26 protein-coding genes are annotated in these 25,526 nt (G+C 61.1%); 16 read left to right on the top strand and 10 right to left on the bottom strand.

The window, feature by feature from the left end; translation table 11 throughout:
* The first annotated feature begins 29 nt into the window (after positions 1–29).
* Positions 30–2,582, top strand: coding sequence for an esterase-like activity of phytase family protein (locus tag F0M17_RS09010; RefSeq protein WP_149596965.1), 2,553 nt, complete (start codon positions 30–32; stop codon positions 2,580–2,582).
* 67 nt (positions 2,583–2,649) lie between these two features.
* Here the strand turns inward: F0M17_RS09010 and F0M17_RS09005 are convergent, their stop codons facing one another.
* Both F0M17_RS09005 and F0M17_RS09000 read right to left on the bottom strand, forming a co-directional pair.
* Entirely contained in the window at positions 2,650–2,997 is a 348-nt protein-coding gene (locus F0M17_RS09005; protein ID WP_149596964.1) for a hypothetical protein, read from the bottom strand.
* A 116-nt stretch (positions 2,998–3,113) separates the two neighbouring features.
* Positions 3,114–3,896, bottom strand: coding sequence for a hypothetical protein (locus F0M17_RS09000; RefSeq protein WP_143181009.1), 783 nt, complete (start codon positions 3,894–3,896; stop codon positions 3,114–3,116).
* Positions 3,897–3,955: 59 nt separating this feature from the next.
* Here F0M17_RS09000 and F0M17_RS08995 point away from each other — a divergent pair, with 59 nt between their 5' ends.
* Positions 3,956–5,017, top strand: a complete 1,062-nt coding sequence (locus tag F0M17_RS08995) for a PLP-dependent cysteine synthase family protein (protein ID WP_121866884.1) — start codon at positions 3,956–3,958, stop codon at positions 5,015–5,017.
* Here F0M17_RS08995 and F0M17_RS08990 read toward each other — a convergent pair.
* On the bottom strand, positions 5,014–5,370 hold the full coding sequence (locus tag F0M17_RS08990) for a cupin domain-containing protein (protein WP_149596963.1): 357 nt from the start codon (positions 5,368–5,370) through the stop codon (positions 5,014–5,016). The two genes, F0M17_RS08995 and F0M17_RS08990, sit on opposite strands and share 4 nt — an antisense overlap.
* 119 nt (positions 5,371–5,489) lie before the next feature.
* Between F0M17_RS08990 and F0M17_RS08985 the strand changes: the two genes are divergently transcribed.
* From F0M17_RS08985 to F0M17_RS08945, 9 genes are all read left to right on the top strand, one after another.
* Positions 5,490–6,251, top strand: a complete 762-nt coding sequence (locus tag F0M17_RS08985) for a YggS family pyridoxal phosphate-dependent enzyme (protein ID WP_149596962.1) — start codon at positions 5,490–5,492, stop codon at positions 6,249–6,251.
* A gap of 160 nt (positions 6,252–6,411) precedes the next feature.
* Positions 6,412–8,136 carry a ubiquinone-dependent pyruvate dehydrogenase gene (poxB, locus tag F0M17_RS08980; protein WP_149596961.1) on the top strand — a complete coding sequence of 575 codons (1,725 nt, stop codon included), beginning with the start codon at positions 6,412–6,414 and terminating at the stop codon, positions 8,134–8,136.
* A 74-nt stretch (positions 8,137–8,210) separates the two neighbouring features.
* Positions 8,211–8,948 (top strand): YggS family pyridoxal phosphate-dependent enzyme, encoded by a 738-nt coding sequence (locus tag F0M17_RS08975; protein ID WP_149596960.1) that lies wholly within the window; start codon positions 8,211–8,213, stop codon positions 8,946–8,948.
* Between the two features lie 512 nt (positions 8,949–9,460).
* Positions 9,461–9,691, top strand: a complete 231-nt coding sequence (gene nrdH, locus F0M17_RS08970) for a glutaredoxin-like protein NrdH (RefSeq protein ID WP_013349130.1) — start codon at positions 9,461–9,463, stop codon at positions 9,689–9,691.
* 43 nt (positions 9,692–9,734) lie between these two features.
* The gene (gene nrdI / locus F0M17_RS08965; RefSeq protein WP_073706167.1) at positions 9,735–10,220 is read left to right on the top strand and encodes a class Ib ribonucleoside-diphosphate reductase assembly flavoprotein NrdI; all 486 of its coding nucleotides are present in this window, start codon (positions 9,735–9,737) and stop codon (positions 10,218–10,220) included.
* On the top strand, positions 10,217–12,355 hold the full coding sequence (nrdE, locus tag F0M17_RS08960; protein ID WP_038991232.1) for a class 1b ribonucleoside-diphosphate reductase subunit alpha: 2,139 nt from the start codon (positions 10,217–10,219) through the stop codon (positions 12,353–12,355). Before nrdI ends, nrdE begins: the two co-directional genes overlap by 4 nt.
* A 214-nt stretch (positions 12,356–12,569) precedes the next feature.
* Positions 12,570–13,544, top strand: coding sequence for a class 1b ribonucleoside-diphosphate reductase subunit beta (gene nrdF, locus F0M17_RS08955; protein WP_073706168.1), 975 nt, complete (start codon positions 12,570–12,572; stop codon positions 13,542–13,544).
* Positions 13,545–13,676: 132 nt separating this feature from the next.
* Positions 13,677–14,948: an MFS transporter gene (locus F0M17_RS08950; protein WP_149596959.1), complete on the top strand. Its 1,272-nt coding sequence runs from the start codon at positions 13,677–13,679 to the stop codon at positions 14,946–14,948.
* Positions 14,949–15,048: 100 nt separating this feature from the next.
* Entirely contained in the window at positions 15,049–16,215 is a 1,167-nt protein-coding gene (locus tag F0M17_RS08945) for an FAD-dependent oxidoreductase (protein WP_149596958.1), read from the top strand.
* 68 nt (positions 16,216–16,283) lie between these two features.
* Here F0M17_RS08945 and F0M17_RS08940 read toward each other — a convergent pair whose 3' ends face one another.
* Positions 16,284–16,487, bottom strand: coding sequence for a cold-shock protein (locus tag F0M17_RS08940; RefSeq protein WP_013349123.1), 204 nt, complete (start codon positions 16,485–16,487; stop codon positions 16,284–16,286).
* Positions 16,488–17,164: 677 nt separating this feature from the next.
* Positions 17,165–18,100 carry an NAD(P)/FAD-dependent oxidoreductase gene (locus F0M17_RS08935; protein ID WP_149596957.1) on the bottom strand — a complete coding sequence of 312 codons (936 nt, stop codon included), beginning with the start codon at positions 18,098–18,100 and terminating at the stop codon, positions 17,165–17,167.
* Positions 18,101–18,193: 93 nt separating this feature from the next.
* Between F0M17_RS08935 and F0M17_RS08930 the strand changes: the two genes are divergently transcribed.
* Both F0M17_RS08930 and F0M17_RS08925 read left to right on the top strand, forming a co-directional pair.
* Complete coding sequence (locus F0M17_RS08930) at positions 18,194–18,751, top strand: helix-turn-helix domain-containing protein (RefSeq protein WP_367651317.1); 558 nt, start codon at positions 18,194–18,196, stop codon at positions 18,749–18,751.
* A gap of 72 nt (positions 18,752–18,823) precedes the next feature.
* On the top strand, positions 18,824–19,642 hold the full coding sequence (locus tag F0M17_RS08925; protein ID WP_038991223.1) for a thioesterase family protein: 819 nt from the start codon (positions 18,824–18,826) through the stop codon (positions 19,640–19,642).
* Here the strand turns inward: F0M17_RS08925 and F0M17_RS08920 are convergent.
* Positions 19,639–20,307, bottom strand: a complete 669-nt coding sequence (locus F0M17_RS08920) for a uridine kinase (protein ID WP_073706173.1) — start codon at positions 20,305–20,307, stop codon at positions 19,639–19,641. The two genes, F0M17_RS08925 and F0M17_RS08920, sit on opposite strands and share 4 nt — an antisense overlap.
* A gap of 41 nt (positions 20,308–20,348) precedes the next feature.
* On the opposite strand from F0M17_RS08920, the gene F0M17_RS08915 reads away from it, so the two are divergent.
* Positions 20,349–21,086, top strand: a complete 738-nt coding sequence (locus F0M17_RS08915) for a lipoate--protein ligase (RefSeq protein WP_073706174.1) — start codon at positions 20,349–20,351, stop codon at positions 21,084–21,086.
* 62 nt (positions 21,087–21,148) lie between these two features.
* On the opposite strand, the gene F0M17_RS08910 is transcribed toward F0M17_RS08915, so the two are convergent.
* Positions 21,149–21,427 (bottom strand): mycoredoxin, encoded by a 279-nt coding sequence (locus F0M17_RS08910; RefSeq protein ID WP_038991221.1) that lies wholly within the window; start codon positions 21,425–21,427, stop codon positions 21,149–21,151.
* A gap of 126 nt (positions 21,428–21,553) precedes the next feature.
* On the opposite strand from F0M17_RS08910, the gene F0M17_RS08905 reads away from it, so the two are divergent.
* Positions 21,554–22,282 (top strand): SOS response-associated peptidase, encoded by a 729-nt coding sequence (locus F0M17_RS08905; protein WP_073706176.1) that lies wholly within the window; start codon positions 21,554–21,556, stop codon positions 22,280–22,282.
* Here F0M17_RS08905 and F0M17_RS08900 read toward each other — a convergent pair.
* From F0M17_RS08900 to F0M17_RS08890, 3 genes are all read right to left on the bottom strand, one after another.
* Positions 22,279–22,803, bottom strand: coding sequence for a hypothetical protein (locus tag F0M17_RS08900; RefSeq protein ID WP_073706177.1), 525 nt, complete (start codon positions 22,801–22,803; stop codon positions 22,279–22,281). The two genes, F0M17_RS08905 and F0M17_RS08900, sit on opposite strands and share 4 nt — an antisense overlap.
* Before the next feature lie 100 nt (positions 22,804–22,903).
* Positions 22,904–23,533 carry an MBL fold metallo-hydrolase gene (locus F0M17_RS08895; protein ID WP_038991218.1) on the bottom strand — a complete coding sequence of 210 codons (630 nt, stop codon included), beginning with the start codon at positions 23,531–23,533 and terminating at the stop codon, positions 22,904–22,906.
* Complete coding sequence (locus tag F0M17_RS08890; RefSeq protein ID WP_038991217.1) at positions 23,533–24,618, bottom strand: S-(hydroxymethyl)mycothiol dehydrogenase; 1,086 nt, start codon at positions 24,616–24,618, stop codon at positions 23,533–23,535. Before F0M17_RS08890 ends, F0M17_RS08895 begins: the two co-directional genes overlap by 1 nt.
* A gap of 587 nt (positions 24,619–25,205) precedes the next feature.
* Here F0M17_RS08890 and F0M17_RS08885 point away from each other — a divergent pair.
* Positions 25,206–25,514: a DUF6504 family protein gene (locus tag F0M17_RS08885; protein ID WP_233125289.1), complete on the top strand. Its 309-nt coding sequence runs from the start codon at positions 25,206–25,208 to the stop codon at positions 25,512–25,514.
* Positions 25,515–25,526: the final 12 nt, after the last annotated feature.

Here is a 25,526-nt window from a genome sequence, read left to right as displayed (position 1 = left end):
CGCCAAGCAATTTTCGGGGGACTACCGACGTGAATCGAACCGCACAGAGGTCAGCGGGCATCCTTGCCGCGCTGGCATTGGGGGCCGGGGGCCTCGCACCGCTGGCACTGGCCGCAGGGGCCAACGCGGAGAGCGGAAGCTATTTCGAGCGCACCGCCACCTACCCGGTGCACCAGAACCATCCCGAGGGCGCCGCGGCGCAGACCGCCGCGGAAATCTCCACCGTCTCGGCCGATGGGCAGACGCTGATCTACACCGATGCGCTCTCGCGCCAGATCGGCTTCGTCGACATTTCCGACGCCGCGAAGCCGGTGGGCCTGGGTACCTTGCCGCTGCACCAGCTGGGCAGCGCCCAGGACGAGCCGACCAGCGTCGCCGCCTTCGGCGAGTACGTGATGGTGGTCGTCAACACCTCCACCAGCTACAGCGATCCCTCGGGCCGCGTGGACGTGGTGCGCATTGCCGACCATACGCTGGTGCACAGCATCGCGTTGCCGGGCCAGCCCGATTCCATTGCGCTGTCCGCCGACGGCGCCTATGCGGCGATCGCCATCGAGAACGAACGCGACGAGGATGCCGGCGACGGAGGGCTGCCGCAGGCCCCTGCCGGTTCGGTGGCGATCCTCGACACGATCGGCGAGTCCCCGGCGGACTGGTCTCTGCGCGAGGTGCCGCTGGCCGGCGGAACGCGCGAGAACCCCGAAGCGCTGGATGAGCTGGCGCAGGCAGGGCTGGACACCCCGCAGGATCCGGAACCCGAATACGTGAGCATCAACTCGCGCAACCAGGCGGCGGTCTCCCTCCAGGAAAACAACGGCATCGTGCTGATCGACCTGCCGAGCGGCACCATCACCAAGGCCTTCAGCGCCGGCACCGTGGACCTGGACGGAATCGATACCGACGAGGACGGAAAACTCGACCCCGCAGGCTCGCTGCTGGGGGTGCCACGCGAACCGGATGCCATTGGCTGGATCCAGGACCGCTACCTGGCCACCGCGAACGAGGGCGACTGGAAGGGCGGCAGCCGCGGCTTCACCGTCTTCGATTCGAGCACCGGCGAACCGGTGTGGGATGCGGGAAACAGCTTCGAGCATCTCGCGCTGTCCCAGGGGCTGTTCCCCGAAAGCCGGGCAGGGAAGAAGGGCACCGAGCCGGAGGGCCTGGCCATCGGCGAATACCAGGGCACCGACTACGCCTTCGTCGCCTCTGAACGCGGGAACTTCGTCGCGGTCTACGACATGACCGATCCGCGCGCGCCGAAGTACGTGCAGACACTGCCCACCACCAACGGGCCGGAAGGCATCCTGCCGATCCCGGGCCGCGAGCTGCTCGCCGTCTCCTCGGAAACCGACGAGGCCGAGAACGGGGTGCGTTCGGCGCTGAATCTGTTCAGCTTCGGTGCCGCCGCACCGCAATTCCCGCAGCTGTCCTCGGACCCGGCCGATCCGGTGCCGTTCGGCGCGCTCAGCGGGCTGTCGGCCAACCCGGCCGATGCCTCGCAGCTCTTCGCGGTCAGCGACAACGCGTACCAGCCGCGCATCTACACCCTGGAAGCCGGAACCCCGGCCACCGTCGAATCCTCGATGGAGGTCACCGAGGCCAGTGTCGAACTGGACCTGGAAGGCCTTGCCGCCCGCGCCGACGGCGGATTCTGGGCAGCCCATGAAGGGGAAAGCGGGGCGGAGAACCTGCTGGTGCGCATCGACGCGGAAGGCGTGGTGCAGGAGGAGATTGCGCTGCCTGAATTGGCGGAGCTGGGCAAGCACGGGCTGGAAGGCATCGCCGCCACCGGCTCAGGCGAAAAGGAAGAAGTGGTGTTCGCGGTGCAGCGCGAGCTGCCCGGAGAGGATTACGTCCGCCTGGGCAAGTACCTGCCGGCCACCGGCGAATTCAGCTGGTACGGCTACCAGCTGGAAGCGGCCGCGGACGGCGCCTGGAACGGCTTGTCGGAAATCACCGCCCTGCCCGATGGCTCCTACGCGGTGATCGAGCGCGATAACCAGGCGGGGCCTGACGCCGCGCACAAGAAGATCTACCAGGTCCGGCTTCCGGACGCTGCGGCCGGGGAGATGCCGCTGGTGGAGAAGACGCTGGCGGCCGATGTGCTGCCGGCGCTGCAGGAAACCAGCGGATGGACCCAGGAGAAGCTCGAGGGCCTGGCCGTTGCCGATGGCGAGGTCTACGTGGTGACAGACAACGATGCGGTGGAGGACGCCACCGGCGAGACCGTGTTCGCGCACCTGGGTGCGGCCGATGAGGTGTTCGACCTGGCCGGCCCGGAACCGAGCACGGAACCGAGCGACGAGCCAAGCCAGCAGCCGGGCGAGCAGCCAAGCGAGGAACAGAGCGAAGCTCCGGTTGCGGAACCAACGGCGAGCCCTTCGCAGTCCCCGCAGCGGGAATCCGGACAGCCCCAGGCGCCTACGGATGCGCCGCAGCAGTCGCGGCCAGCCGAGCCTGAAGCCGGAGAAAACCTCGCTGACACCGGCGCCAACAGCTTCTGGCTGATCCCGGTGGGCGCGGTGATGGCGCTGCTCGGCGCGGCGGCGGCGATCAAGAGCTCACGGGCCCGCGCCAAGTAGCCGGAGGGTCCCCGGGCACAGCGAAGGCGTGGCACCTGCACGGGTGCCACGCCTTCGCGGATTAAAGCTAGTTCTTCTTCTGCGAGATCACGACCGCTGCCACGGCGGCGATGACCAGCGAGATGAGCAGGAACTTGCCGCCCTTGCCGGACTTCTTCTCCGGAGCGGAGAGGCTCTTCTGGGCCGCATGCACGGCGTTCTCCACGGAGGCGCGAGCCCGCTTGGCGGCCTTGGAGTTCCCGCCGACATTCTCGATCAGGTTTGCGCCGGCCTTGCTGATGGCATCGGTGTTGACGCCGGCGACGGCCTCGTTCCAGCTGCCGCGGATTTCCTTGGGCAGCTCTTCCTTGGCGGTCTTGGCGAGTTTCGCCAGCGACTTCTCAACTTGCTTCAAGCTCTTGGCAGTTTTCGACATGTTGTTCCTCTCTGGTGGACCTGGAGTCGGGTAGACCTTGAGGTCTCGGTTCCAGCCTAGCCAGCCGGAGGTTGGCGCTCAAGGACGCGCCGTTGCGCTCACTGCGAACTGGGAACTTACTGGGAGGGCCGGCGCAGCGCGCGGATCCGGGTGCGCAGTGCGCTGAACAGGCACAGCAGCATCAGGATCGCGGCGACCGAGAGCACCGTCGCGAACCCTGGCGAGGTGGACTGCCCGGTATAGCGGTCGGCGATGATCCAGCCGATCACCCACAGCGCACCGGCGTTCAGGTAGATCCCCATCGGGTTCTTGAAGCTGACCGCGCTGAGGAACAGCGCCAGCAGCAGCACCGCGAGGGCGCAGGCGCCCTTGAACATCAGCGAGCCGGCGTCCGCGCCGGAGTGCGCGGTGACGGCGACGGTTTCGGCCAGCACGATCACCGAGAGCCACCCGGCGAACAAACCGAAGCTGGCGCGGGTGATCCACCGGTCCACCTGCCGCAGCGCCGCGGTCCTGCCGACCATTACCACAATGCGGATCAGCAGAGCCAGCAGGAGCAGGCCGAAGGCCAGCGAGACGCCGATGCGGTCGCGCTCCAGGAATGCCACCCACAGCGCATTGCACAGCACCGCGCCGAGCACCCAGGGCCGCAACCGGTGGTGCAGCCCGGTGCGTTCTTGCGGCAGGCACTGCCAGATCGCGTAGAACGCCACCGCGGCCATCAGTCCGAACCAGGGCAGCTGCCCGATGCGCGGAACGGAGGCGACGGTGGCATCCTGGCCCAGCCAGCCGCCGGCGAGATCTTCCAGCCCGGCGGCCGAAAGCACCGCCCATGCCGCCCAGCCCAAGCCGAGCAGGATGGCGGCCGCATAGCCCACGGTAACCAGCCTTGTCTTCACGATTCCGAACGTACCACGGCCCGGGGACCAAAACGGTTCGCCACGGCTAGAGTGGAAGCATGACTGAGCCTTGGGTACGACGTGCCATTTCCCTGCTCGACGCTGACGCGAACCGCAGCGCCGACACCCACCTGCATCGCTTCGAGCTCCCCGGCCACTGGGGGATCGAGCTCTACCTGAAGGACGAGTCGGTGCACCCCACCGGCTCGCTCAAGCACCGGCTGGCCCGCTCGCTGATCCTCTACGGGCTGGTCAACGGGAAGATCTCCGAAGGCACCACGCTGGTGGAAGCCTCCAGCGGGTCCACCGCGGTCTCCGAAGCCTACTTCGCGCGGATGCTGGGGCTGGAGTTCATTGCGGTGGTGCCCAGGTCCACCAGCGCGGAGAAGATCGAGCTCATCGAGTTCTACGGCGGCCGCTGCCACCTGGTGGATGCGGCCGGAGAGGTCGACGCGGCGGCCCGCGAGCTGGCCGCCGGCACCGGGGGTTACTACCTGGACCAGTTCACCTATGCCGAGCGGGCCACCGACTGGCGCGGGAACAACAACATCGCCGAGTCGGTGTACGCGCAGATGGCTGCCGAAGCGCATCCGATTCCCAGCTGGATCGTCGTCGGCGCCGGGACCGGCGGCACCAGCGCCACGTTCGGGCGCTATGCGCGCTACAAGCGGCATGAGACGCGGATCTGCGTGGGCGACCCGGAAGGCTCGTCATTCTATGAGGGCTGGCGCACCGGGGACCTGGGCTACGCCACGGGCCGCGGATCGCGCATCGAGGGGATCGGCCGGCCTAGCGTGGAGCCGAGCTTTGTCCCCGGGGTGATCGACCGCATGGTGCAGGTGCCCGACGCCGCCTCGCTGGCCGCCATGCACTTCCTGCGCGCCAAGACCCGCTATTTCGCCGGCGGTTCCACCGGAACCAACCTCTATGCGGCCTTTACGATCATCGCGCAGATGCTGCAGCGCGGCGAGCAGGGCTCGGTGGTGACGCTGATCTGCGACTCCGGCGAGCGCTACGCGAAGACCTACTACAACCCCGACTGGGTGGCCGGGCAGGGCCTGGACCTGGCGCCCTATCAAGCGCAGCTCGAGCGCTTCCTCGAAACGGGAGCCTGGGACTAGCTGCGCAGGCTGGGCATCAGCCCGGCATTGTGCTTGCGCTGGTGCACCGAGAAGTAGCCCAAGCCGGCGTCGCCTGCCGCGAACTGCCGCTGGGAGCGGGCGGGCAAGTAGATGATGTCGCCGATGGCCAGCTCGATGGATCCGCTGGCCGTGCGCAGCACCCCGGAACCTGCAAAGACGTGCAGCAGCACGTCGAGCTCCGGGCCCTGGTGCTGCCCGATCTCCTCGCCCGGGGCCAGGGAGATGACGTTGGCGTCCAGGTCGCGCTGCTCGGGTTCCAGCTTCCAGATCGCTCCGTTGGATTTTCCGGCGGCCAGTTCGGTGGTGTTGGCCATGCGGCGCGGTTCGGGCATTGTCTCTCCTTGAAGTGCTGTGCTGCTGCTTCCAGCCTAGCCAATCCCGCAGGGCGCCGGAGCGGCGGCAGGTGCGGATGCAGGCGATTTGTGCCTAGGATGACAGCCAAGGAGGGACGATGACTGAAAGTCCAGCGGCGCGGCACGCGAGCACCCAAGCGGATTTCGCAGCGAACCTGGCTTCCATCCGCGCGCGGATTGCCGCGGCGGAGGCCAAGGCCGGTCGGGCGGCGGGCAGCGTGCGGCTGCTGCCGGTGACCAAGACCGTCCCGGTCGAACGGCTGCGTCTGGCGATCGCGGCCGGGGTCCACTGGCTGGGGGAGAACAAGGTGCAGGAAGCGTGGGCGAAATCCCAGGCGCTGGCGGATCTGCCGCAGCTGAAGTACTCGGTGATCGGGCACCTGCAAACCAACAAGGCCAAGTACGTGGCCCGGTTCGCCGACGAGTTCCAGGCCCTGGATAATCTGCGCCAGGCACAGGCGTTGGAGCGCCGGCTGGAGATCGAGGACCGCACCCTTGAAGTGTTCATCCAGGTGAACACGTCGTCAGAAGAATCCAAGTTCGGGCTGGAACCTGGCCAGGCTCCGGAATTCCTCAGGCAGTTGCAGGGCTTCGAGCGGCTGCAGGTTAAGGGATTGATGACCTTGGCGGTGTTCTCGCCACAGCAGGAACTGGTCCGCGCCTGCTTCCGGAAGCTGGTTGCCGTGCGCGAAGAGCTTCGCCAATTGAATCTGGGCAGCGTGGAAGAGCTGTCCATGGGGATGAGCGGGGACTTCGAGCTGGCCATTGCCGAAGGAGCCACGGTGGTGCGCGTGGGCCAGGGCCTATTCGGTGCACGGGCCTTGCCTGATTCGCACTATTGGCCAGGGTTCGCGGGCTAGTTTCCGGCGGCGTGGGAGGCCGGTCTGCGCTTGTTCGTCCTGTCACAGGCCGGTGTGCTGGGAAGAACTTGAAGTTGCGGCGTATGCCCATGACAGCAGCCGGTCGGCGCAGTAGGCTGAAGAGCAGACCCACTGGAACATTGTGTGCAGGAGGAATGTTTTGCCTACCGTAGCCGACCACCTGATTGAACAGCTCGATACCCAGGGAGTGCGCCGCATCTACGGCATCCCGGGCGATTCCCTGAACGGCTTGACCGATTCCCTGCGGGAGAACGGGCGGATCGAATGGGTCCACCACCGCCATGAGGAAGCCGCCGCCTTCGCGGCAGCGGCGGAGGCGGAAATCACCGGCGAGCTGACCGTCTGCGTCGGCTCGTGCGGACCGGGCAACCTGCACTTGATCAACGGGCTGTACGACGCGAACCGCTCGCGCGTCCCGGTACTGGCGATCGCCGCGCACATCCCTACCGGGGAGATCGGCTCCAACTATTTCCAGGAGACCCACCCGGTCGAAGTCTTCCGCGAATGCTCCGTCTATGCCGAACAGGTTTCCGATCCGAAGCAGATGCCCCGGATGCTGCGCATTGCGATGCGCGAGGCTATCGAGAAGCGCGGTGTGGCGGTGCTGGTGATTTCCGGCGATGTGGCGCTGGCGGAGATGGAACGCACGCCCACGCAGAAAATCATCAAGACCAATCCGCGGGTGCTGCCCAATGAAGAGGAGCTGGAACGCGCCGCAGAGGTCCTCGAAAGCTCGCGCAAGGTCACCATTCTCGCCGGCGCAGGTGTGGCCGGCGCCCATGGAGAAGTGATCGAGCTGGCAGGAAAGCTCGCTGCGCCGATCGTGCATGCCATGCGCGGCAAGGAGCATATCGAATACGACAACCCGTACGATGTGGGCATGACCGGCCTGCTGGGCTTCGCTTCGGGTGCCAAGGCGATCGCCGAATGCGATGTGCTGCTGATGCTGGGCACCGATTTCCCCTACCAGCAGTTCTACCCGCAGGATGCGACCATTATCCAGGTGGATATCCGCGGCGAGCAGATCGGCAAGCGCACCCGGGTGGATATCCCGCTGGTCGGCACGGTGAAGGACACGGCCGCGGCACTGGCCGCCGTGCTTCCGGTGCAGACCCACCGCAAGCACCTGGAGGCCGCGGTGGAGCACTACCGCAAGACCCGTACGAAGCTCGACGAGCTGGCTACGCCCTCCAAGGCCGGCGCCGCAATCCACCCGCAGTATTTGGCCCGGCTGATCGACCAGCACGCAGATGAAGATGCGATCTTCACCGCCGACGTGGGTTCCCCGGTGATCTGGGCGGCCCGCTACCTGTCGATGACCGGCAAGCGCCGGGTGCTCGGCTCCTTCAACCACGGTTCCATGGCCAACGCGCTGTGCCACGCACTGGGTGCCCAGGCAATAGACCGGCAGCGCCAGGTGATCGCCTTCGCCGGAGATGGCGGATTGGCCATGATGCTCGGCGAACTGCTCACTGCCACGCAGAACAAGCTGCCGGTCAAGATCGTGGTGTTCAACAACTCCTCGCTGAATTTCGTGGAACTGGAAATGAAGGCCGCCGGGTTCGTCACCTACGCCACCGATCTGCACAATCCGGACTTCGGGGCCGTGGCCACCGCCTCCGGCCTCAAGGGCTACCGGGTGGATGATTCGGCGCGGCTCGAAGCCACGGTGGAAGAATTCCTGGCTCATGACGGTCCGGCGCTGCTGGATGTGGCGACCGACCGCCAGGAGATGTCGATGCCGCCGGAAATCAAGCTGGAGCAGGCCAAGGGCTTTGCCTTGTATGCCCTGAGGACCGTGCTCTCCGGACGCGGCGACGAGCTGCTGGATCTGGCGAAAACCAACTGGCGCCAACTGTTCTAGCGGATTTGTGCCTATGCTTGTTGCTGGTGCCCTTGGCACCAGCAACACGTTTGTGACATCAGAAAGTTGGCGCTTTGGCTTCGCAACCTGCCGCTCTGCATGCGGCCACCATCGAGGATTTCACCCGCAACCTGGCAACTGTCAACCAGAAGATCGCCGCGGCGGCAACGGCTGCGGGCCGGGACGCCGGCTCGGTCCGGCTGCTTCCGGTGACCAAGACCATCGATACCGACCGCTTGGCCTTGGCGATCGCCGCCGGTGTGGACACGCTGGGGGAGAACAAGGTCCAAGAGGCGCAGGGCAAGTACGAGCATTTCTGCGAGAAGTTCCCGCACCTGCGCTATGCGATCATTGGTCCGCTGCAGACGAACAAGGCGAAGTTCGTGACGAAGTTCGCTGATGAATTCCATGCGCTGGACTCGCTGAAACTCGCCGAGACCTTGCAACGCCGACTGGAGCTCGAAGATCGGACGCTGGAGGTCTTCATCCAGGTCAATACCTCCGGGGAGGAAAGCAAATCCGGTATCCAGGCTGATGAGGCAGCCGGGTTGCTTGCCGGTTTGGCGCCGCTGGACCGATTGAAGCCGGTGGGCCTGATGACCATGGCGGCGAATACCACCGATGAAGCATCCATCCGCGGCAGCTTCTCCTTGCTGCGCGAGACCCGTGACCAATTGCAGCAGGTTGCTCCTGACAGCTTCCAGCACCTGTCCATGGGCATGAGCGGCGACTACGAGCTGGCCATCGCCGAAGGAGCCACTGTTGTGCGCGTGGGCCAGGGAATCTTCGGTGCCCGCACCTACCCGGCCTAGAAGACTTCTGCATCGTTTCCGAGCTTCGCTTCCAGGGGCAGCTGATATTTCTTAGCTGCCCCTGTTTGGCGTTCTCCACAATCGGTCGTGCGGCTCCCAAACTGTCGGTTCAGAGGCTGACACTACATGTAGGGGTGCACGATGTGCACCCGGAACTGGATAGGGGAAGCGAAACACGCCGACGAACATCTCACAGAAGAATTTTTAACCCACAATGGAGTTCTGCCAACCTGTGGACAAAGGAGCCGGGTCCGCTAGAAATCGCGGTTTAAACGGGGGTTAATATCCACAGATCCTGTGGACGTCATCGTGGATGAATGACATACTTGTAATACATCATGTTGTGGCCGCTTGACCGGCCAAACACAAGATGTAGTATTGAACCCGTTGGTGCGGCTCGCACCAGAAGCACCTCGAAACAGTGGTTTCGAGGCATCCGAGAGGATGGCTAGGTACTTTCCGAGAATCCGGGAACCTAGCCGAAAATAGACTTTCCAAAGGGGATCAGGGACATGGCCATCACGGTTTACACGAAGCCTTCCTGCGTTCAGTGCAACGCTACTTACCGCGCGCTGGATAAGAAGGGTGTCGAGTACAACAAGGTAGACATCTCTCAGGATGCGGCAGCCTTGGAGCACGTTCGTGGCTTGGGCTACATGCAGGCACCTGTCGTAATCACCGATGACGATCACTGGTCGGGTTTCCGCCCAGACAAGATCGAGTTGCTGGCACCAGCCAACTAATTCAGAATTCCATCCGCTATCTTCTAGTGGAGGCGAAAAAATAATGGCACCTGCAGCACTTGCCGACAGGCAAAATGCTGAGGCCCAGGAACCGCTGGAATTCACCGATTCGAACCTGATTTACTTCTCATCGGTTTCGGAGAACACGAAGCGTTTCGTGGAGAAGCTCGAGATGGATGCCGCGAGGATTCCGGTCTACGCGACCGAACCGCAGCTCATCTCGACAGCCCCGTACGTGCTGCTCATACCCACTTATGGCGGAGAGCAAGGCAAGCGTTCAATCATGCCGCAGATCATGAAGTTCCTGCGGCATGATGTGAACCGGGCGAATCTTCGCGGCGTGATCGGTGCGGGGAATACAAACTTCGGCGAGTACTACTGCATTGCGGCCAAGCGCATTGCCGAGAAATGCAACGTACCCGTGCTTTATACATTCGAAATTATGGGAACCTCAGAAGACGTTCTCAACGTCAAAGAAGGGCTTGAAACCTTTTGGACACCAGCGTCGCAGAACCGGCAGCAACGATGAAGAGCTCAAAGGAGCTCCCAGCCCAGTTCCAGGGCTTGAGCTACAACGACTTGAACGCCATGCTGAACCTCTACGGTCCAGATGGAAAGATCCAGTTCGAGGTAGACCGCTATGCGGCTCGCCAGTATTTCTTGGATCACGTGAACAACAACACCGTGTTCTTCCATGATCTGGACGAGAAGCTTGAATACCTCGTCAAGCACGAGTACTACGAACGCGAAACCCTCGACCAGTACTCGATGAACTTCATCCGGGATCTGTTCAAGCACGCCTTCGGCAAGAAGTTCCGCTTCGAAACCTTCTTGGGCGCCTTCAAGTTCTACACTTCGTACACTTTGAAGACCTTCGACGGAAAGCGCTACCTGGAACGCTATGAAGACCGCGTCTGCATGGTGGCCCTGCACCTGGCACGCGGCGACGAGAAGCTGGCCCGGCATCTGGTCGACGAGATCATCGAAGGCCGCTTCCAGCCTGCTACCCCAACCTTCCTGAATGCCGGCAAGGCGCAGCGCGGCGAACTGGTCTCCTGCTTCCTGCTTCGCATCGAAGACAACATGGAGTCCATCGCCCGCGCGGTGAACTCGTCGCTGCAGCTTTCCAAGCGCGGCGGTGGTGTTGCCCTGTCGCTGACCAACCTGCGTGAGCATGGTGCCCCGATCAAGCAGATCGAGAACCAGTCTTCCGGTGTCATCCCGGTCATGAAGCTTCTTGAAGATTCCTTCTCCTACGCGAACCAGCTCGGTGCACGCCAGGGCGCCGGTGCCGTCTACTTGAACGCGCACCACCCGGATATCTACCGCTTCTTGGATACCAAGCGCGAAAACGCTGATGAGAAGATCCGCATCAAGACCCTGTCCCTGGGTGTTGTCATTCCGGATGTCACCTTCGAACTGGCGCGCAAGAACGAAGACATGTACCTGTTCAGCCCGTATGACGTCGAGCGCGTCTACGGCCAGCCGTTCAGCGAAATCTCCGTCACCGAGAAGTACTACGACATGGTCGACGATGCGCGCATCAAGAAGACCAAGATCAACGCCCGCGAGTTCTTCCAGACTCTGGCCGAGATCCAGTTCGAGTCCGGTTACCCGTACATCATGTTCGAGGACACCGTGAACAAGGCAAATCCAATTGCCGGCCGCATCACCATGTCCAACCTGTGCTCGGAAATCCTCCAGGTTTCTTCCGCTTCGGAATTTGCTGACGACCTGAGCTACAAGACCGTCGGCAAGGACATCTCCTGCAACCTCGGTTCGATGAATATCGCCAAGGCCATGGACGGCAAGGATCTGGCTACCTCGGTAGAGATCGCCATTCGTGCGCTGAGCGCCGTTTCGGACATGTCGGACATCGCTTCAGTTCCTTCGATTGCCGATGGCAACCGCAAGTCGCACGCCATTGGCCTGGGCCAGATGAACCTGCATGGCTTCCTTGCTCGCGAGCACATCTACTATGGCTCCGAAGAAGGCATCGACTTCACCAATATCTACTTCTACACGATCCTGTTTCACGCGCTGACTGCTTCGAACAAGATCGCGATGGAACGCGGCGAGACCTTCGACAACTTCGAGAACTCGAAGTACGCCTCCGGCGAGTTCTTCGACAAGTACACCGAGCAGGAATGGGCACCAGCTACCGAGCGCGTCCGCGAACTGTTCGAAGGCATGCACATTCCTACCCAGGAAGACTGGAAGGCGCTGAAGGCTTCGGTCATGGAGCACGGCATCTACAACCAGAACCTCCAGGCAGTTCCTCCAACCGGTTCGATCTCGTACATCAACAACTCGACCTCCTCGATCCACCCGGTCGCAGCGAAGATCGAAATCCGCAAGGAAGGTAAGATCGGCCGCGTTTACTACCCGGCTCCTTACATGAACAACGAGAACATCGACTTCTACGAAGACGCTTACGAAATCGGCTACGAGAAGATCATTGACACCTACGCCGCTGCAACCCAGCACGTCGACCAGGGCTTGTCGCTGACCTTGTTCTTCAAGGACACCGTCACTACTCGTGACATCAACAAGGCCCAGATCTACGCATGGCGCAAGGGTATCAAGAGCCTGTACTACATCCGCCTGCGCCAGCTCGCGCTGGAAGGCACCGAGGTTGAAGGTTGCGTCTCCTGCGCACTGTAAAACCTTGAGCCATTGACCGGTTAGCCGGTCCATGGCATCACGCAACAGCTGCCGCAGGGCTCCGCCCAGCGGCAGCTGTTGCACATCAAAACCACTTCAGATCGTGTCAACGATCCGACATGAACTCGGGACCTTGCTGCACCGGCACCGTTCGAAAGAACGGTAGAGTTGTAGGCAAAGTTCTTAACACGATTTAGCTTTTCGATGAGGGGCAATGACCGAGAAGATTCAGCTCACCAACAAGGTTGAAGCAATCAACTGGAACCGTATCCAGGACGATAAGGACGTGGAGGTCTGGAACCGACTCGTCAATAACTTCTGGCTTCCGGAGAAGGTGCCGCTGTCCAACGACATCCAGTCCTGGGCCACCCTGACCGAAGACGAAAAGCTGCTGACCATGCGTGTCTTCACCGGCCTGACCCTGCTGGACACCTTGCAGGGCACCGTAGGCGCCGTCTCGCTGATTCCGGATGCACTGACCCCGCACGAAGAAGCCGTGTACACCAACATTGCCTTCATGGAGTCGGTGCACGCCAAGAGCTACTCCTCGATCTTCTCGACCCTGGCCTCCACCAAGGAAATCGATGAAGCCTTCCGCTGGTCCACCGAGAACGTGAACCTGCAGAAGAAGGCCCAGATCATCGAGAGCTACTACCACGGCGAAGATCCGCTCAAGCGCAAGATCGCTTCGACCCTGCTCGAATCGTTCCTGTTCTACTCGGGCTTCTACCTGCCAATGCACTGGTCCTCGCATGCCAAGCTGACCAACACTGCTGACTTGATTCGCCTGATCATCCGTGACGAAGCGGTCCACGGCTACTACATCGGCTACAAGTTCCAGAAGGGTCTGGAAGACGCCAGCGAGGAACGCAAGCAGGAGCTGAAGGACTACACCTTCGAGCTGATGTACGAACTGTACGAAAATGAAGTCCAGTACACCCATGACCTCTACGATCCGGTTGGCCTTTCCGAGGACGTTAAGAAGTTCTTGCACTACAACGCCAACAAGGCTCTGATGAACCTGGGCTACGAGGCCATGTTCCCATCCACCGTGACCGACGTATCCCCAGCGATCTTGGCCGCGTTGAGCCCGAACGCTGATGAGAACCATGACTTCTTCTCCGGTTCCGGTTCCTCCTATGTCATCGGCAAGGCAGTAAATACCGAAGACGAGGACTGGGACTTCTAGTACCTAGCTTTTCCGACACTGGCCCCACCAATTTGGTGGGGCCTTTGTCATGAGCGGCGCTATACGCAACGCACAGCGGCAATTGGTAGATACTTGGAAAGTACGAGTTGCTATCAATGCGCGGGAGTCAATGTGCAGATCGAATCCACTTCGGATGAACAAAGTTCATTGGACGACCAGCAAATTCAGCGGATTCGACGCAAATCCATTTCTGTCCTCGCCGCAGGACAGATTCTTGGTGGCTTGGGCAGTGGCGCAACCCTGACCTTGGGGTCGCTGCTGATTGTGAATGTTTCCGGGCTCGATGAACTGGCCGGCATGGCGGCAACCATGAATACACTGGGTGCCGCCGTCATGGCACTGCCGCTGGCGATGCTCGCTCAGAAATTCGGCCGGCGTGTTTCGCTATCAACAGGTGCCTTGCTGGCGGCCAGCGGCGTCACCATCATCATTGCCTCAGCATTCCTGAGATATTGGCCGCTGCTGCTGCTCGGCATGCTGGTTCTAGGAACCGGCTCGGCAATGAATCTCCAATCCCGATTCGCTGCCACGGATTTGTCCAGCAAATCCACTCGCGGCCGTGATCTCTCCGTCGTCGTATGGTCGACAACCATCGGCGCAGTAATTGGTCCCAACTTGTTCGAGCCTGGCGAAGAACTCGCTCGGTTCATAAGTCTCCCATCGTTTACCGGAGGCTTTCTCATCGCCATGTGCGCGCAACTGATCGGCGTGCTGGTTTACTGGGTTGGCTTGCGTCCCGACCCTTTGCAGATTGCACAGCAACGAGCTGCTGTCCACACGCAAAAAGCTCAGCTTCGCCGCAGTGGCTGGAACATCCTGAAAAACATTCCCGCAGCTCGACGCGCGGTGCTCACCGTGGCTTTGACCCACCTCTACATGGTGTCCATGATGTCAATGACTCCAATCCACATGCAGCATCAAGGGGCAAATCTGACGCTCATCGGCATCACGATTTCAATTCATGTTGCCGGGATGTACGCATTGTCGCCGGTATTCGGCTGGCTCACGGACAAGGCAGGAGCGCGGACGATCATCTTCGCAGGGCAAGCATTGCTGATCACGGCAAGCATACTCGTGTGGATCGATTCAGAGAGCCACACCGTGACAACCTTTGCTTTGCTGAGCCTGGGACTCGGCTGGTCTGCGGCCACAGTTGCCGGGGCAACAATGATTTCCGGGGCGGTTGGTATTTCAGAACGTCCACAACTGCAGGGCACCTCGGATCTCTGCATGAATCTTGCCGGTGTGCTTGGAGGGCTTAGCGCTGGCCCGGTCCTGGGAGCCGTCGGGTTCCAAGGGCTGGCCGTGGTGCTGTTGATCTTCGCGATGCTCATGATTGCTGTGAATTTGAAGCCAAACAGCTCGGATGCTGTCTACGATTAGCGGATAGTGCCAAGCTGGAAGCCGGTTACTTCACACGGAAGGTACGGGCTCATGGCAGAAGATACACGGTGCGTCATTGTTGGGGGGAGGGCCGGCCGGAATGGTGGCCGGTTTGCTGCTTGCCCGCAGCGGTGTGCCAGTAACGGTTCTTGAGAAGCACGCAGATTTCCTCAGGGATTTTCGTGGCGACACCATCCACCCCTCAACGCTGCAGTTGCTTGATGAAATCGGGCTGATAAGCGAGTTCGAAAAGATCAATTTCAGCAAGGTTGCTCAAGCGAGCATCCCCGCCAGGGATGGCTCGCCAGCTACAGTTCTCGACCTGTCGCGGTTGGAGCATCCATTTCCGTTCATCGCCATGGCGCCGCAGTGGGATTTCCTCAACTTGTTGGCTCGTGCAGGTGAAGCCGAACCGAATTTCGAGCTGAGGATGAGTACCTCGGTAACTGACGTTGTCACCGAAGGAGGCCGCATAATTGGCGTCAAATATGAAGACTCGGCCGGCGGCGGTGAAATGCGTGCATTGCTCACTATTGCGGCAGACGGCAGGTGGTCCCGTGTCAGAGAAGCAGCCGCACTGCCGATGAGGGAATTCTCCGTACCGATTGATGTGTGGTGGTTCAAGATTCCAAGCAACGTGGATCGAAAGAACGAACTGACTCCAGCATTTGCCAAGGATCGATCTTTTGTCCTGATTCCGCGCGAGGGATATGTGCAGGCAGCCATGCTTTTGCCGAAGGGGCACGATGCCCGGCTACGCGCAGAAGGCGTCCAGTCATGGAGGAAGTCAATCATCCAGGCCGCTCCCGAGCTGGCAGACGGCGTACAAAGTTTGGCCCTTGATGATGCGAAGCTTCTGGACGTCAAGCTAAATCGCGCGAAACAGTGGTGGCGGAGAGGCCTGCTGTGCATTGGGGATTCTGCCCATGCCATGAGTCCAGTTGGGGGAATCGGCATCAACTTGGCTGTGCAGGATGCTGTAGCAGCGGCACGGATCTTGGCGCGGCCTCTTCGGGAAGGGACGATTTCTGATCATGATGTGGCAGCAGTACAACGCCGCCGAACCGTCCCGACAGTTGCTACACAGATGGTTCAACGAGTTATGCATCGCGGGCTAACCCGCGTCATGCAGGCCAGCGGCGAATTCCGGGTGCCGATGCCGGTAGCTTCCGCTTTTCGCTTGTTCCCGAAGCTCACGACATTGCCAGCTCGTCTGCTTGGTGTAGGGGTTCTTCGCGAACGACCTCCGGTCGAAGCCTGCCGGTAGAAAACGGTTAAAAGCAGCAAAGGTGCAGTTCCATCCTTGCGGGGAACTGCACCTTTGAAGAAAGTCTCTTAGCGAGCCTGGATGTTGGTAGCCTGTGGGCCCTTTGGACCAGCTTCCAGGGTGTACTCAACGGTCTGGCCCTCTTCGAGGCTACGGAAACCGAAGCTCTGGATTGCGCTGTAGTGTGCGAAGACGTCAGCCGATCCATCCGAAGGAGCGATGAAGCCGAAGCCCTTTTCAGCGTTGAACCATTTTACGGTGCCAGTGGCCATAGTGTTATTTCCTTATTTATTGATGGCCACGATGTGGCCTGGTTGCCGATCCGAAGTTTCGAATCGGAAAATTTAGGGGTTACCTCGCGCAGAGCTGCCGAGAACGATTCGCCTGCCGTCGATACGGAGCATCGAATACTGATTTTGCCGGTATCGGCCAAAACGGGGGTCGCTGCACGTGCTTAGACATCATCGGTTTCCAGGCTGCTAACGGGTAATGACCCCACGCTAACGGAGTAGAACAAGGAAGCCACAGAAAAGTGACGCACGGAGACGTCGAGATGTTTTATCTGCAGTGAAGAAGAGAAGATGAAGAATTCGTTTCGATAGGAGTTCATTCAATCTGAAGATCGATGAACCGATTTGCAAAGCACAGACGATTTGTTGGCTGTGCTACAAATCCTACTGCTAACAATTGCTGGGGGGGACTCACACCTGCAACCGTTGAGGTAACGAATAAAGCCTACCATTGATCGCCGGCCGGTGGGGCGTGACGTGTGATACGTGGGTAATCTGCCGAGGAAAATCACACCATCGAAGTTCACGACTTGTCGATTGACTAGTACGTTAGCAAGATGTAATTCTCTGCAGAATTGATGAGCATTATTCTCGCGCCCATCGGGTGGCCGCAGCACGGCCCCCTGGAAATTAGTGCGCTAGGGGGGCAGGGGCAGCAGCTACGGTTTCGCTGGCGCTGGGGCCTTAGCCAACCGACTGCCCAGCAGATCAGCATTGATGGCAGCTCCTGCGACCGTTCCAGATGCTGCCGCGGCCATGACCATCGCGCCCAGGTTACTGGCGTTTCCCGCGGCGTATACTCCGGGCAGAGCGGTAGCGCCCATTTCATTGACTTGGATGAAGGTGCCAAGCGGATTTTCGGCAAGCTGCCCGCCGAGCGACAGGTAAAGCGAGGCTTGCGCGTTCATCTGGCTTGCCACTACCAGTGCCTGCGCGTTGACCTTTCGGCCGTCTGCAAGGGTCACTGAATCCAGATTCCCCTGAGCATCGAAATCGATCGCTTGCACTGCTTGCTCGATGACCGGTATTTCCAAGGCGGCAAGTGTTGCGCGATTCTCGTCGTTCAATGCGGCCGGGGTGTGGTTGATGAAGGTGACGTTAGGGCTTAGCTGGCTGAACATCATCGCTTGATGGGTGCTCATAGGTCCGATACCGAGAACCAGGATTTCCTGGTCGCGGACTTCCCAGCCATGGCAGTAAGCGCAGTGGACCGCGGTATCGCCCCATGCGCGGGCCAAGCCTGGAATCGCAGGCAAGTCATCGACCAGACCCGTCGCCAGCACGATGCGGTCTCCGCTGAATGCTTGGCCGGACATCGTGACGCGGAACCCGGTTTCCATCGATCCGCTGAGGCCGTCGACTGCACCTTGGATAATTTGCACTCCGTAGTTCATGGCCTCATGCCGTCCGCGGGACAAGAAGTCAAGGGGATTGATGCCTTCGTTTCCCAGGATGTTATGCGCATGCTGCGCTGCAGCGTTTCGCGGCTTTCCTTCATCGATAACCAGCACAGTGCGCCGCGAACGGCCTAGCGCGATGGCGGCCGCGAGTCCCGCACTGCCGCCGCCGATGACGATTGCTTCGTAATGTTCCATGTCCCTCTCCTTGCTGCGTTCGGTGTACTGTCCACGGTATCGACGACTTGCGCGAAAGGGTGTACCGTTTTGCGCATGACGCAAGAAATCGATGTGGATCAGATTATCCGGCAACGTATCAGGACGCTTCGGCAGAATCTCGGATGGTCATTGGAATCATTGGCGAGCAAGGCATCCCTCAGCGTTTCCACGCTCAGCAGGATCGAAACAGGAAGCCGTCGTATTGCCCTTGACCAGCTGATACCCATAGCCAAGGCGCTGAACACCAGTTTGGACGAGCTCGCGTCAACCTCTGAGGCCGAGATCATTATCCGCCCGGAGCCGATTTCGATGCCGGGGGTCACCATGTGGAAGCTGTCCACCGATGACGCGGTGAACGGTGTGAATGTTTCGAAAATGCGCTTCGATCCTTCGCAGGCGCCCGCTCCCACCGAGCTGCGCATCCATCCGGGCAAGGAATGGTTCACAGTGCTCCTCGGCGAGATCCAGCTGAAGCTGGGGGATCGAACCTACCATGTGAAGGCAGGTCAATCCGCCCAGTTCGACACCATGACTCCTCATGCGATGTGGGCGGTCAATGGTGTTGCCGAGGTGCTCGGAATCATGGATCATGCCGGCCAGCGAGCCCATGAGCACGACACAGCCGGCTAGTTTAGTGAATTCAATTACTCTTGGATAGCCTGAGGGCAGAGTATTGAACACCGCGATGCCAGGAGGGCAACGATGACGCACCAGCTCAACGAAGAGCTAGAACAGACCCTAGCTGATGGCGATTTCTATTTTGAAGCTCTTGGCGATGGGCGCTATCGCTCGTCATGGCATTCCCAGGGTGCGTGGAATCCGCATGAGCAGCATATGGCTCCCGCCTCGGGAATCTTGGCTTATGCCTTGGAAAATTTCCAGCCACGCGCAGACATGCGCATCGCACGGATCAGCTACGAAATCCACGGTCTGATCCATGCCGGGGAATTCGAGATCTCAACGCGAATGGTCCGTCCCGGCCGGACGATCGAATTGATTGAGGCCGAGATGACTGCCAAGGGCCGCACCAGCATCGTTGCGCGCGCCTGGCGAGTCATCCAGAGCGACACCAGTGCGGTAGCAGGGATCGAAGACAAGGAAATCCCGGGTCCAGATGCCTGCTCGGTCCGGGACATCAGCGAGAAATGGCCTGGTGGCTACATCAAATCCATCGAGATGCGTGCCAATGATGAACTGCGCCCAGGTCGGGGCTTCGCATGGCTGCGTACTCCTTATGCGCTGGTCGACACGGGAGACGCTACTGCGTTATCCAGCCTGGTGGGAATGATCGACACGGCAAACGGCGTGGTGCCACGTGTGGATCCGGGTGAAGGGACCTGGATCTACCCGAACGTGGATCTCCAGATCCACATGTATCGCATGCCGGTAGGCGAGTGGCTGGGGCTGGATGTCCAGCAGAGCTTCGGCACCGACGGCATCGGACTGACCTCAACGGTTTTGCACGATGAAACTGGCCCTTTCGGCCGGGCCGAGCAGATCCTGACGGTCCGTTCGCGCTAGTTCGATGCGCCGGCTGAAAGCTTGGCGAGCAGCTTCTTGAGCTCTGGCTTGGACTTCAGCGTGAACTGCCGCTGGCGGTACTTTTCCCGGTCTGCGCTGTGGGCCTGGAAAAGTGCATAGCCGCGCTTGGCCAGGAATAAGATCGGCTTCCGGCGCTGTGCCACGTCGCGAACGAATCTCCGAAGAGCGGTGACCAAGGCCGGTTCGTCGACATAGTACGCCTGGACATTGATGCCCTTGGCACGCAGCGGCTCAAGGATTTCGTAGAGGAAGATGCCTTCGGCGACGATCGGTCCTCCGGCGCACGTGATTTCGCGATGCCCGTTGTAGCTCGAGGTTGCGATTGAGTAGTTGGGGACCATGGTGGTACCGCGCTGGAGCAAATCATCGATTGCCTGCAGCGCGGCTTCCTGATTCCAGGTAGCCGAATCGTCCCAGTCGATTTCGCCGTAGCCGGTGCGGGGGAACTCAACAGGATTCCCGTCTTCACTGATCTGGCGGTAGAACTCGTCCAGCGGCAGATGAGGCTGGCCGAATTTCGACGCGAGATAGGACTTGCCGGATCCGGACGGCCCGGCAATCAGGATGACAGGGGTTGAAGAATTTGGCACGCCTTTTATTATGGCCCAGAAATGCCGGCCTTCGGCAACCAGCTGCTGTGACATCTACTCCACCTGAATCGATTTGCTGAATTAGACTCAGTTCCATGAGTTTGTGGAATGCCCAGTCAGATGCGCCGTTATCCGTGGAAATCGAAGTTCCAAGCGGAGACCCGGCAACTGACCTAGAACGCGGAGTGCAGTTGCTGCGCGATGTCCAGTCGGGCGAGAGGGGTTCTTTGCTACGGCTCTATCGTCCGGACCCGACTCTGGCCTTTGGCCAGCGTGATGTGCGTCTGGACGGCTATGAGGAGGCGCGGGAGGTGGCGCAGCAGCTCGGCTTTGCGCCATTGGTGCGCAAAGCCGGTGGCCGAGCCGCGGCATATCACCGGGGCACATTAATCGTTGACCACATTGAGCCCGAAGCTGAGGCAGTGATGCGCCAGCAAAGCCGCTTCGAGGTATTTGCCCGCGTCTATGCCAACGCCTTCCAGCGCCTTGGCGTAAATGCGCAGGTCGGGCCAATCCCGGGGGAGTACTGCCCCGGCGATCATTCGGTACATGGTCTCCCTGACGGGAACTCGCCGCGCAACTATCCAGTGAAGCTGGTAGGAACGGCTCAGCGTGTGGTTTCCGGCGCATGGCTGTTCTCTTCAGTCTTTGTTGTCGAGGATTCTTCGTCCTTGCGCCAGGTCCTTGATGGGGTCTACCAGGCAATGGGTGTTCCGATGGATCCGACAACGGTAGGCGCAGCGAACGATTTGCTCGCCGGTGTCACCACTGAAGCATTTGTTTCCGCGTTGCTCGAGGAATACCGCGAGCACGCAACGCTGCACGGTGCATAGCGCAGCTTAAAAAAGCATCGGCACCTGCTAGGGGGTGCCGATGCCTGGTCTTGCGAGTGGAACTATGCGCCGACGCGCTCAACAACCTCGTCGATGCGCGGGTTGGTGGCTGCGGTTCCATCCGGGAAAATCAGAGTTGGAACGGTCTGGTTGCCGTTGTTGAACGACTCGACGATCTCCGCGGTGCCTTCAACTTCTTCGATATTCACCTCGGTGTAGGCGACACCCTTCTGGTCCATCAGGCGCTTGAGGTTGCGGCAGTAGCCGCACCAGCTGGTGGTGAACATGGTGACTCCGCCGGCAGCGGGAACGTACTGGTCAAGGTTCAATTCATTGCTCATAGTTGGTGTAACGGCACGCATGTTGACTTTGTTCCCGGCTGGCCGGAAAAAGTTCGCTGAATTCTCGGACGCTGCTCGCTAGACTGGGGAGCAGATTTTCCTTGAGGCCGGACTAGGGGGCAAGCGATGTGCGGACGATATGTGATGGCCAAAGCTATCGGCGATCTGGTGGCGGAGGCCGAGGCCGAAGCTGACGACAACCTGGAATTGCGCCAGTCATGGAACGTTGCGCCAACCACCGATGTGCCGATTGTGCTCGAGCGGCTGATCGGCGATGATCTGCACCGCCAGGTCCATGTCGCCCGGTGGGGGCTGGTGCCAGGCTGGGCGAAGGAGCTTTCGGTCGGGGTGCGTGCCTTCAACGCGCGCAGCGAGACGGCCAGCACCAAGCCGACCTTCCGCTCAGCAGTGAAGAAGCGCCGAGCCGTCGTCCCGGTGGAAGGCTACTACGAGTGGAAGAAGGAGGGCAGCAAGAAACGCCCCTTCTACGTGCACCGCGAGGATGGAAAGCTGATCTTCTTCGCCGGCCTCTATGAATGGTGGAAGGACGAGGACGGATCCTGGATTCTTTCCACCTCGATCATGACCATGGACTCGCCTTCGGCTGAAGAACCAGGGGTGCTTGGCGAACTTGCCGGCCTGCACGACCGCTTGCCCATTCCGCTGGGCAAGGAGATGATGGGCCGTTGGATGAACCCTGCCGAGGAAGATGGCGAAGGGCTGATCGAGCAGATTCGTGCAGAAGCGTTCGATGTGGCCTCAGAATGGACCATGCATGAGGTCGACACCGCTGTCGGCAATGTGCGCAACAACTCTCCGGAGCTGATCGAGGCGCACAGCAACTCGCTGTTCTAGCGCTGGTGCCGGGCGGCGTGCTGCACCATCCAGGCGCCGTTGGCCATGGCGAATACTGCCAGCCCCAGTCCCATCAGCCGCCGCGCGGCAACGCCCGCCGGGGACGTGGCCAGCGAGGACAGCTGTGCGTGCGTCAGCGGCTCGTAGGCGAACCAGCCCAAAGGCACCGGTTGCAGCGTATCCCAGATCTTCAACCCGGCCCCTGCCAGGAACAAGGCCAAGGCGAGCGCGGCCAGGATCCAGGGCACGGCTCTGAGGGGGCGCACCGCCAGGATGCGGCGCATCAGGAGGATCCCGGCAGCCAAGCAGAGGGTGACGACGCCGAAGAACACCAGCGCTCCTGCGGCAAGGAGCACTGGGCTCGGCGACTGCGAGATCGCTCCGGCGGCCGAGGAGAAGCTATCTGCGGCGGTGGCCACCGGTTGGCGGCCGTCGTGCCAGATCAAGACGAGGCCGCAGAGCAGGGCGGCAAGGCCGCCATAGCCTGCCGTTCTCTGGATCCGCAAATGCGTTTCAGGCATGGATTCATTATTCCATCGATGGTGCGGGAAACAAGGATGGCGGCGGCAGCCGGCCCGCAGGCCGGCTGCCGCCGCCATTTGGTGGAATCGCTGTCGCGGGTCAGTGCCCGCGCTTGATCCATTCATCCAGGTTCGGCGCTTCGGCACCGATGGAAGTGGCATCACCGTGACCGGTATTGACCACCGTTTCGGCTGGCAGCACCAGCAGCTTGGTGCGGATCGATTCAATGATCGTCTCGAAGCTGGAGTAGCTGCGCCCGGTAGCACCCGGTCCGCCGTTGAACAGGGTGTCGCCGCTGAACAGCACGCCGAGGTCTTCCGCATAGAAGCAGGTTGAACCTGGCGAGTGCCCCGGGGTGTGCAGCGCGGTCAGCGAGGTGCCGGCGATGGTGAATGAATCGCCTTCGCTGATTTCCGCGTCCACGTCGCGCTCCGGGTAGACAGCTTCCCAGAGCATGCGGTCTTCCGGGTTCAAGAACAACGGTGCATCAACGGCGTCGGCGAATTCGCCGGCGGCGCGGATGTGGTCGTCGTGCCCGTGGGTCAGCAGCACGGCCATGACTTCGCGCTCGCCCACGGCTTCGCGGATCTTGGCAACATCGTGTGCCGGGTCGATCACCATGACCTCGGAATCATCGCCGATGATCCAGACGTTGTTATCGACATCCCAGGTGCCGCCATCCAGCGAGAAAGTGCCGGAGGTGACGACGTTCTCGATGCGGGCAGCCATTAGAGCTCCACCACCGAACGCAGCACGGTGCCTTCATGCATCTTCTTGAACGCCTCTTCGATTTCATCGATCTTGATGCGTTCCGTGACGAAGGAGTCCAGATCCAGCCGGCCGAGCTTGTACTGCTCGACAAGCATCGGGAAGTCGTGGCTTGGCAGGCAGTCGCCGTACCACGAGCTCTTCAGCGAGCCGCCTCGGCCGAAGACGTCCAGCAGCGGCAGCTCGAGCTTCATCTCCGGGGTCGGGACGCCCACCAGCACCACGCGGCCTGCAAGATCGCGGGCGTAGAAGGCCTGCTTGTAGGTTTCCGGACGGCCTACAGCATCGATCACCACATCGGCGCCGAAGCCGCCGGTCAGTTCCTGGATGGCTTCCACGGCGTCGACCTTGGCGGAATCCACGGTGTGGGTGGCGCCGAAGGTCTTCGCGGTTTCCAGCTTGTCAGGGTTGACGTCCACCGCGATGATGGTGGTCGCGCCGGCCAGCTGCGCGCCGGCGATGGCGGCGGCGCCGACGCCACCGCAACCGATCACGGCAACCGACTCGCCGCGCTTGATTTCACCGGTGTTGATTGCCGCGCCGATGCCGGCCATGATGCCGCAGCCGAGCAGGCCGACGGCTGCCGGATCCGCTTCTTCATCCACGATGGTGCACTGGCCGGAGTGGACCAGGGTCTTCTCGGCGAAGGAGCCGATGCCCAGGGCAGCCGACAGCTCGGTGCCGTCCTCGAGGGTCATCTTCTGGGTGGCATTGAACGTGTTGAAGCAGTACTTCGGCTCGCCCTTGGCACAAGCGCGGCACTGGCCGCAGACTGCACGCCAGTTCAGGATCACGCGGTCGCCGACCTTCACGTTGGTGACGTTCTCGCCGATCTGGCTGACGACTGCGGTGGACTCGTGGCCCAGCAGGTAGGGGTACTCGTCGCCGATGCCGCCGAGCTTGTAGTGCAAGTCGGTGTGGCAGACACCGGTGGTGAGCACGTCGACGACTACTTCTCCGGGACCCGGGTCCGGAACGATGATGTCGACGACCTCTACCGGCGCATCCTTGGCGCGGGAAACAACGGCTTTGACCTTATGAGGCATGGGATTTAGCTCCTGGAACGATTGACTGTTGCTGTCTCGATGCTATCGGTGTCCTCGGCGCTTATGGAACATTCGTGACACAATGACGCAGGCTGTTTCGCCCAGAGCCAATTTGCGCAGGTGCACCACGAGTTTCCCGGAACGTATGTGACGGCGCAAGGGCTGCGCCTCGGGCTCAGGCTCCGCTGAGCAGGAGGACGGCACCGAGGGCGGAAACCAGTGCCCGCGCCGAATTGGCCTTGATCCACTGTGGTGCATAGAGCTCCCAAGCCAGCGACCTGCTGCTCCAGCCGCCGATTGAGCGGAACGTTGGCTCCGAGGGTGAGCGGGGCACCGTTCCCATCGGGCTACATCGCCAAACTGCGCCTGGCCTTGGCCCATGATGCGCTGCTTGCCTGCGATGTCGGATGTTCCTCGCCCTTTCGTTTATCGCGGCCTTTCGCAGGGCCTATTCAGCCAGCTCATCGACGCTGCGAGCCGCTGCGCTCGGCTAACCCAAACTGTCGGTCGCGCTGACTAGTGTAACTGTCATTCGAACACGTGTTCGAATAGAATGGTTCTACTAGGTAAGGAGTGCGCACGTGGGGATGTTCACCGAGTCGATCGAGGTGGCTCGCGCAGCGAATGGGATGCCGTTGCGCGTGACCTGGCAGGGGCAGGACTACCGCTTGGTGGCTGAACCGCAGCGCTGGTTCGAGCGCCGCAAATGGTGGGATGAGAACCTGCGGATTCCCCGCGGAGCCGGTGCGGGGATTGCCGACTACGAGATGTGGCGCCTGCAGCTGGTCGCCGTGCGTGGATCCCGCCAAGTGCACAGCGTCGATGTGAGTTTTGATGCGCAAACTGAACGGTGGCGCCTGGTGCGCGTGCATGACTCGCTGGCCCGCAGCGCCTGATGTGCCGGCAGG

It is taken from the genome of Glutamicibacter sp. ZJUTW (genome assembly GCF_008370855.1).
Lineage (GTDB): Bacteria > Actinomycetota > Actinomycetes > Actinomycetales > Micrococcaceae > Glutamicibacter > Glutamicibacter nicotianae.
The sequence above is the reverse complement of the archived record's forward strand: the minus strand, read 5'-3'. Positions and strand labels throughout refer to the sequence as shown.

What these genes read in the sequence shown, in the direction of transcription:
- nrdF (WP_073706168.1), top strand. Translation starts at nt 12,570, where the DNA reads ATGACCGAGAAGATTCAGCTCACCAACAAGGTTGAAGCAATCAACTGG.
- nrdH (WP_013349130.1), top strand. Translation starts at nt 9,461, where the DNA reads ATGGCCATCACGGTTTACACGAAGCCTTCCTGCGTTCAGTGCAACGCT.
- F0M17_RS08995 (WP_121866884.1), top strand. Translation starts at nt 3,956, where the DNA reads ATGACTGAGCCTTGGGTACGACGTGCCATTTCCCTGCTCGACGCTGAC.
- F0M17_RS08920 (WP_073706173.1), bottom strand. Translation starts at nt 20,307, where the DNA reads ATGTCACAGCAGCTGGTTGCCGAAGGCCGGCATTTCTGGGCCATAATA.
- F0M17_RS08990 (WP_149596963.1), bottom strand. Translation starts at nt 5,370, where the DNA reads ATGCCCGAACCGCGCCGCATGGCCAACACCACCGAACTGGCCGCCGGA.
- F0M17_RS08900 (WP_073706177.1), bottom strand. Translation starts at nt 22,803, where the DNA reads ATGCCTGAAACGCATTTGCGGATCCAGAGAACGGCAGGCTATGGCGGC.
- nrdE (WP_038991232.1), top strand. Translation starts at nt 10,217, where the DNA reads ATGAAGAGCTCAAAGGAGCTCCCAGCCCAGTTCCAGGGCTTGAGCTAC.
- F0M17_RS08985 (WP_149596962.1), top strand. Translation starts at nt 5,490, where the DNA reads ATGACTGAAAGTCCAGCGGCGCGGCACGCGAGCACCCAAGCGGATTTC.
- F0M17_RS08905 (WP_073706176.1), top strand. Translation starts at nt 21,554, where the DNA reads ATGTGCGGACGATATGTGATGGCCAAAGCTATCGGCGATCTGGTGGCG.
- F0M17_RS08940 (WP_013349123.1), bottom strand. Translation starts at nt 16,487, where the DNA reads ATGGCCACTGGCACCGTAAAATGGTTCAACGCTGAAAAGGGCTTCGGC.
- F0M17_RS08945 (WP_149596958.1), top strand. Translation starts at nt 15,049, where the DNA reads ATGGTGGCCGGTTTGCTGCTTGCCCGCAGCGGTGTGCCAGTAACGGTT.
- F0M17_RS08890 (WP_038991217.1), bottom strand. Translation starts at nt 24,618, where the DNA reads ATGCCTCATAAGGTCAAAGCCGTTGTTTCCCGCGCCAAGGATGCGCCG.
- F0M17_RS08895 (WP_038991218.1), bottom strand. Translation starts at nt 23,533, where the DNA reads ATGGCTGCCCGCATCGAGAACGTCGTCACCTCCGGCACTTTCTCGCTG.
- F0M17_RS08915 (WP_073706174.1), top strand. Translation starts at nt 20,349, where the DNA reads ATGAGTTTGTGGAATGCCCAGTCAGATGCGCCGTTATCCGTGGAAATC.
- F0M17_RS08925 (WP_038991223.1), top strand. Translation starts at nt 18,824, where the DNA reads ATGACGCACCAGCTCAACGAAGAGCTAGAACAGACCCTAGCTGATGGC.
- F0M17_RS08885 (WP_233125289.1), top strand. Translation starts at nt 25,206, where the DNA reads ATGTTCACCGAGTCGATCGAGGTGGCTCGCGCAGCGAATGGGATGCCG.
- F0M17_RS08935 (WP_149596957.1), bottom strand. Translation starts at nt 18,100, where the DNA reads ATGGAACATTACGAAGCAATCGTCATCGGCGGCGGCAGTGCGGGACTC.
- F0M17_RS09005 (WP_149596964.1), bottom strand. Translation starts at nt 2,997, where the DNA reads ATGTCGAAAACTGCCAAGAGCTTGAAGCAAGTTGAGAAGTCGCTGGCG.
- F0M17_RS08910 (WP_038991221.1), bottom strand. Translation starts at nt 21,427, where the DNA reads ATGAGCAATGAATTGAACCTTGACCAGTACGTTCCCGCTGCCGGCGGA.
- nrdI (WP_073706167.1), top strand. Translation starts at nt 9,735, where the DNA reads ATGGCACCTGCAGCACTTGCCGACAGGCAAAATGCTGAGGCCCAGGAA.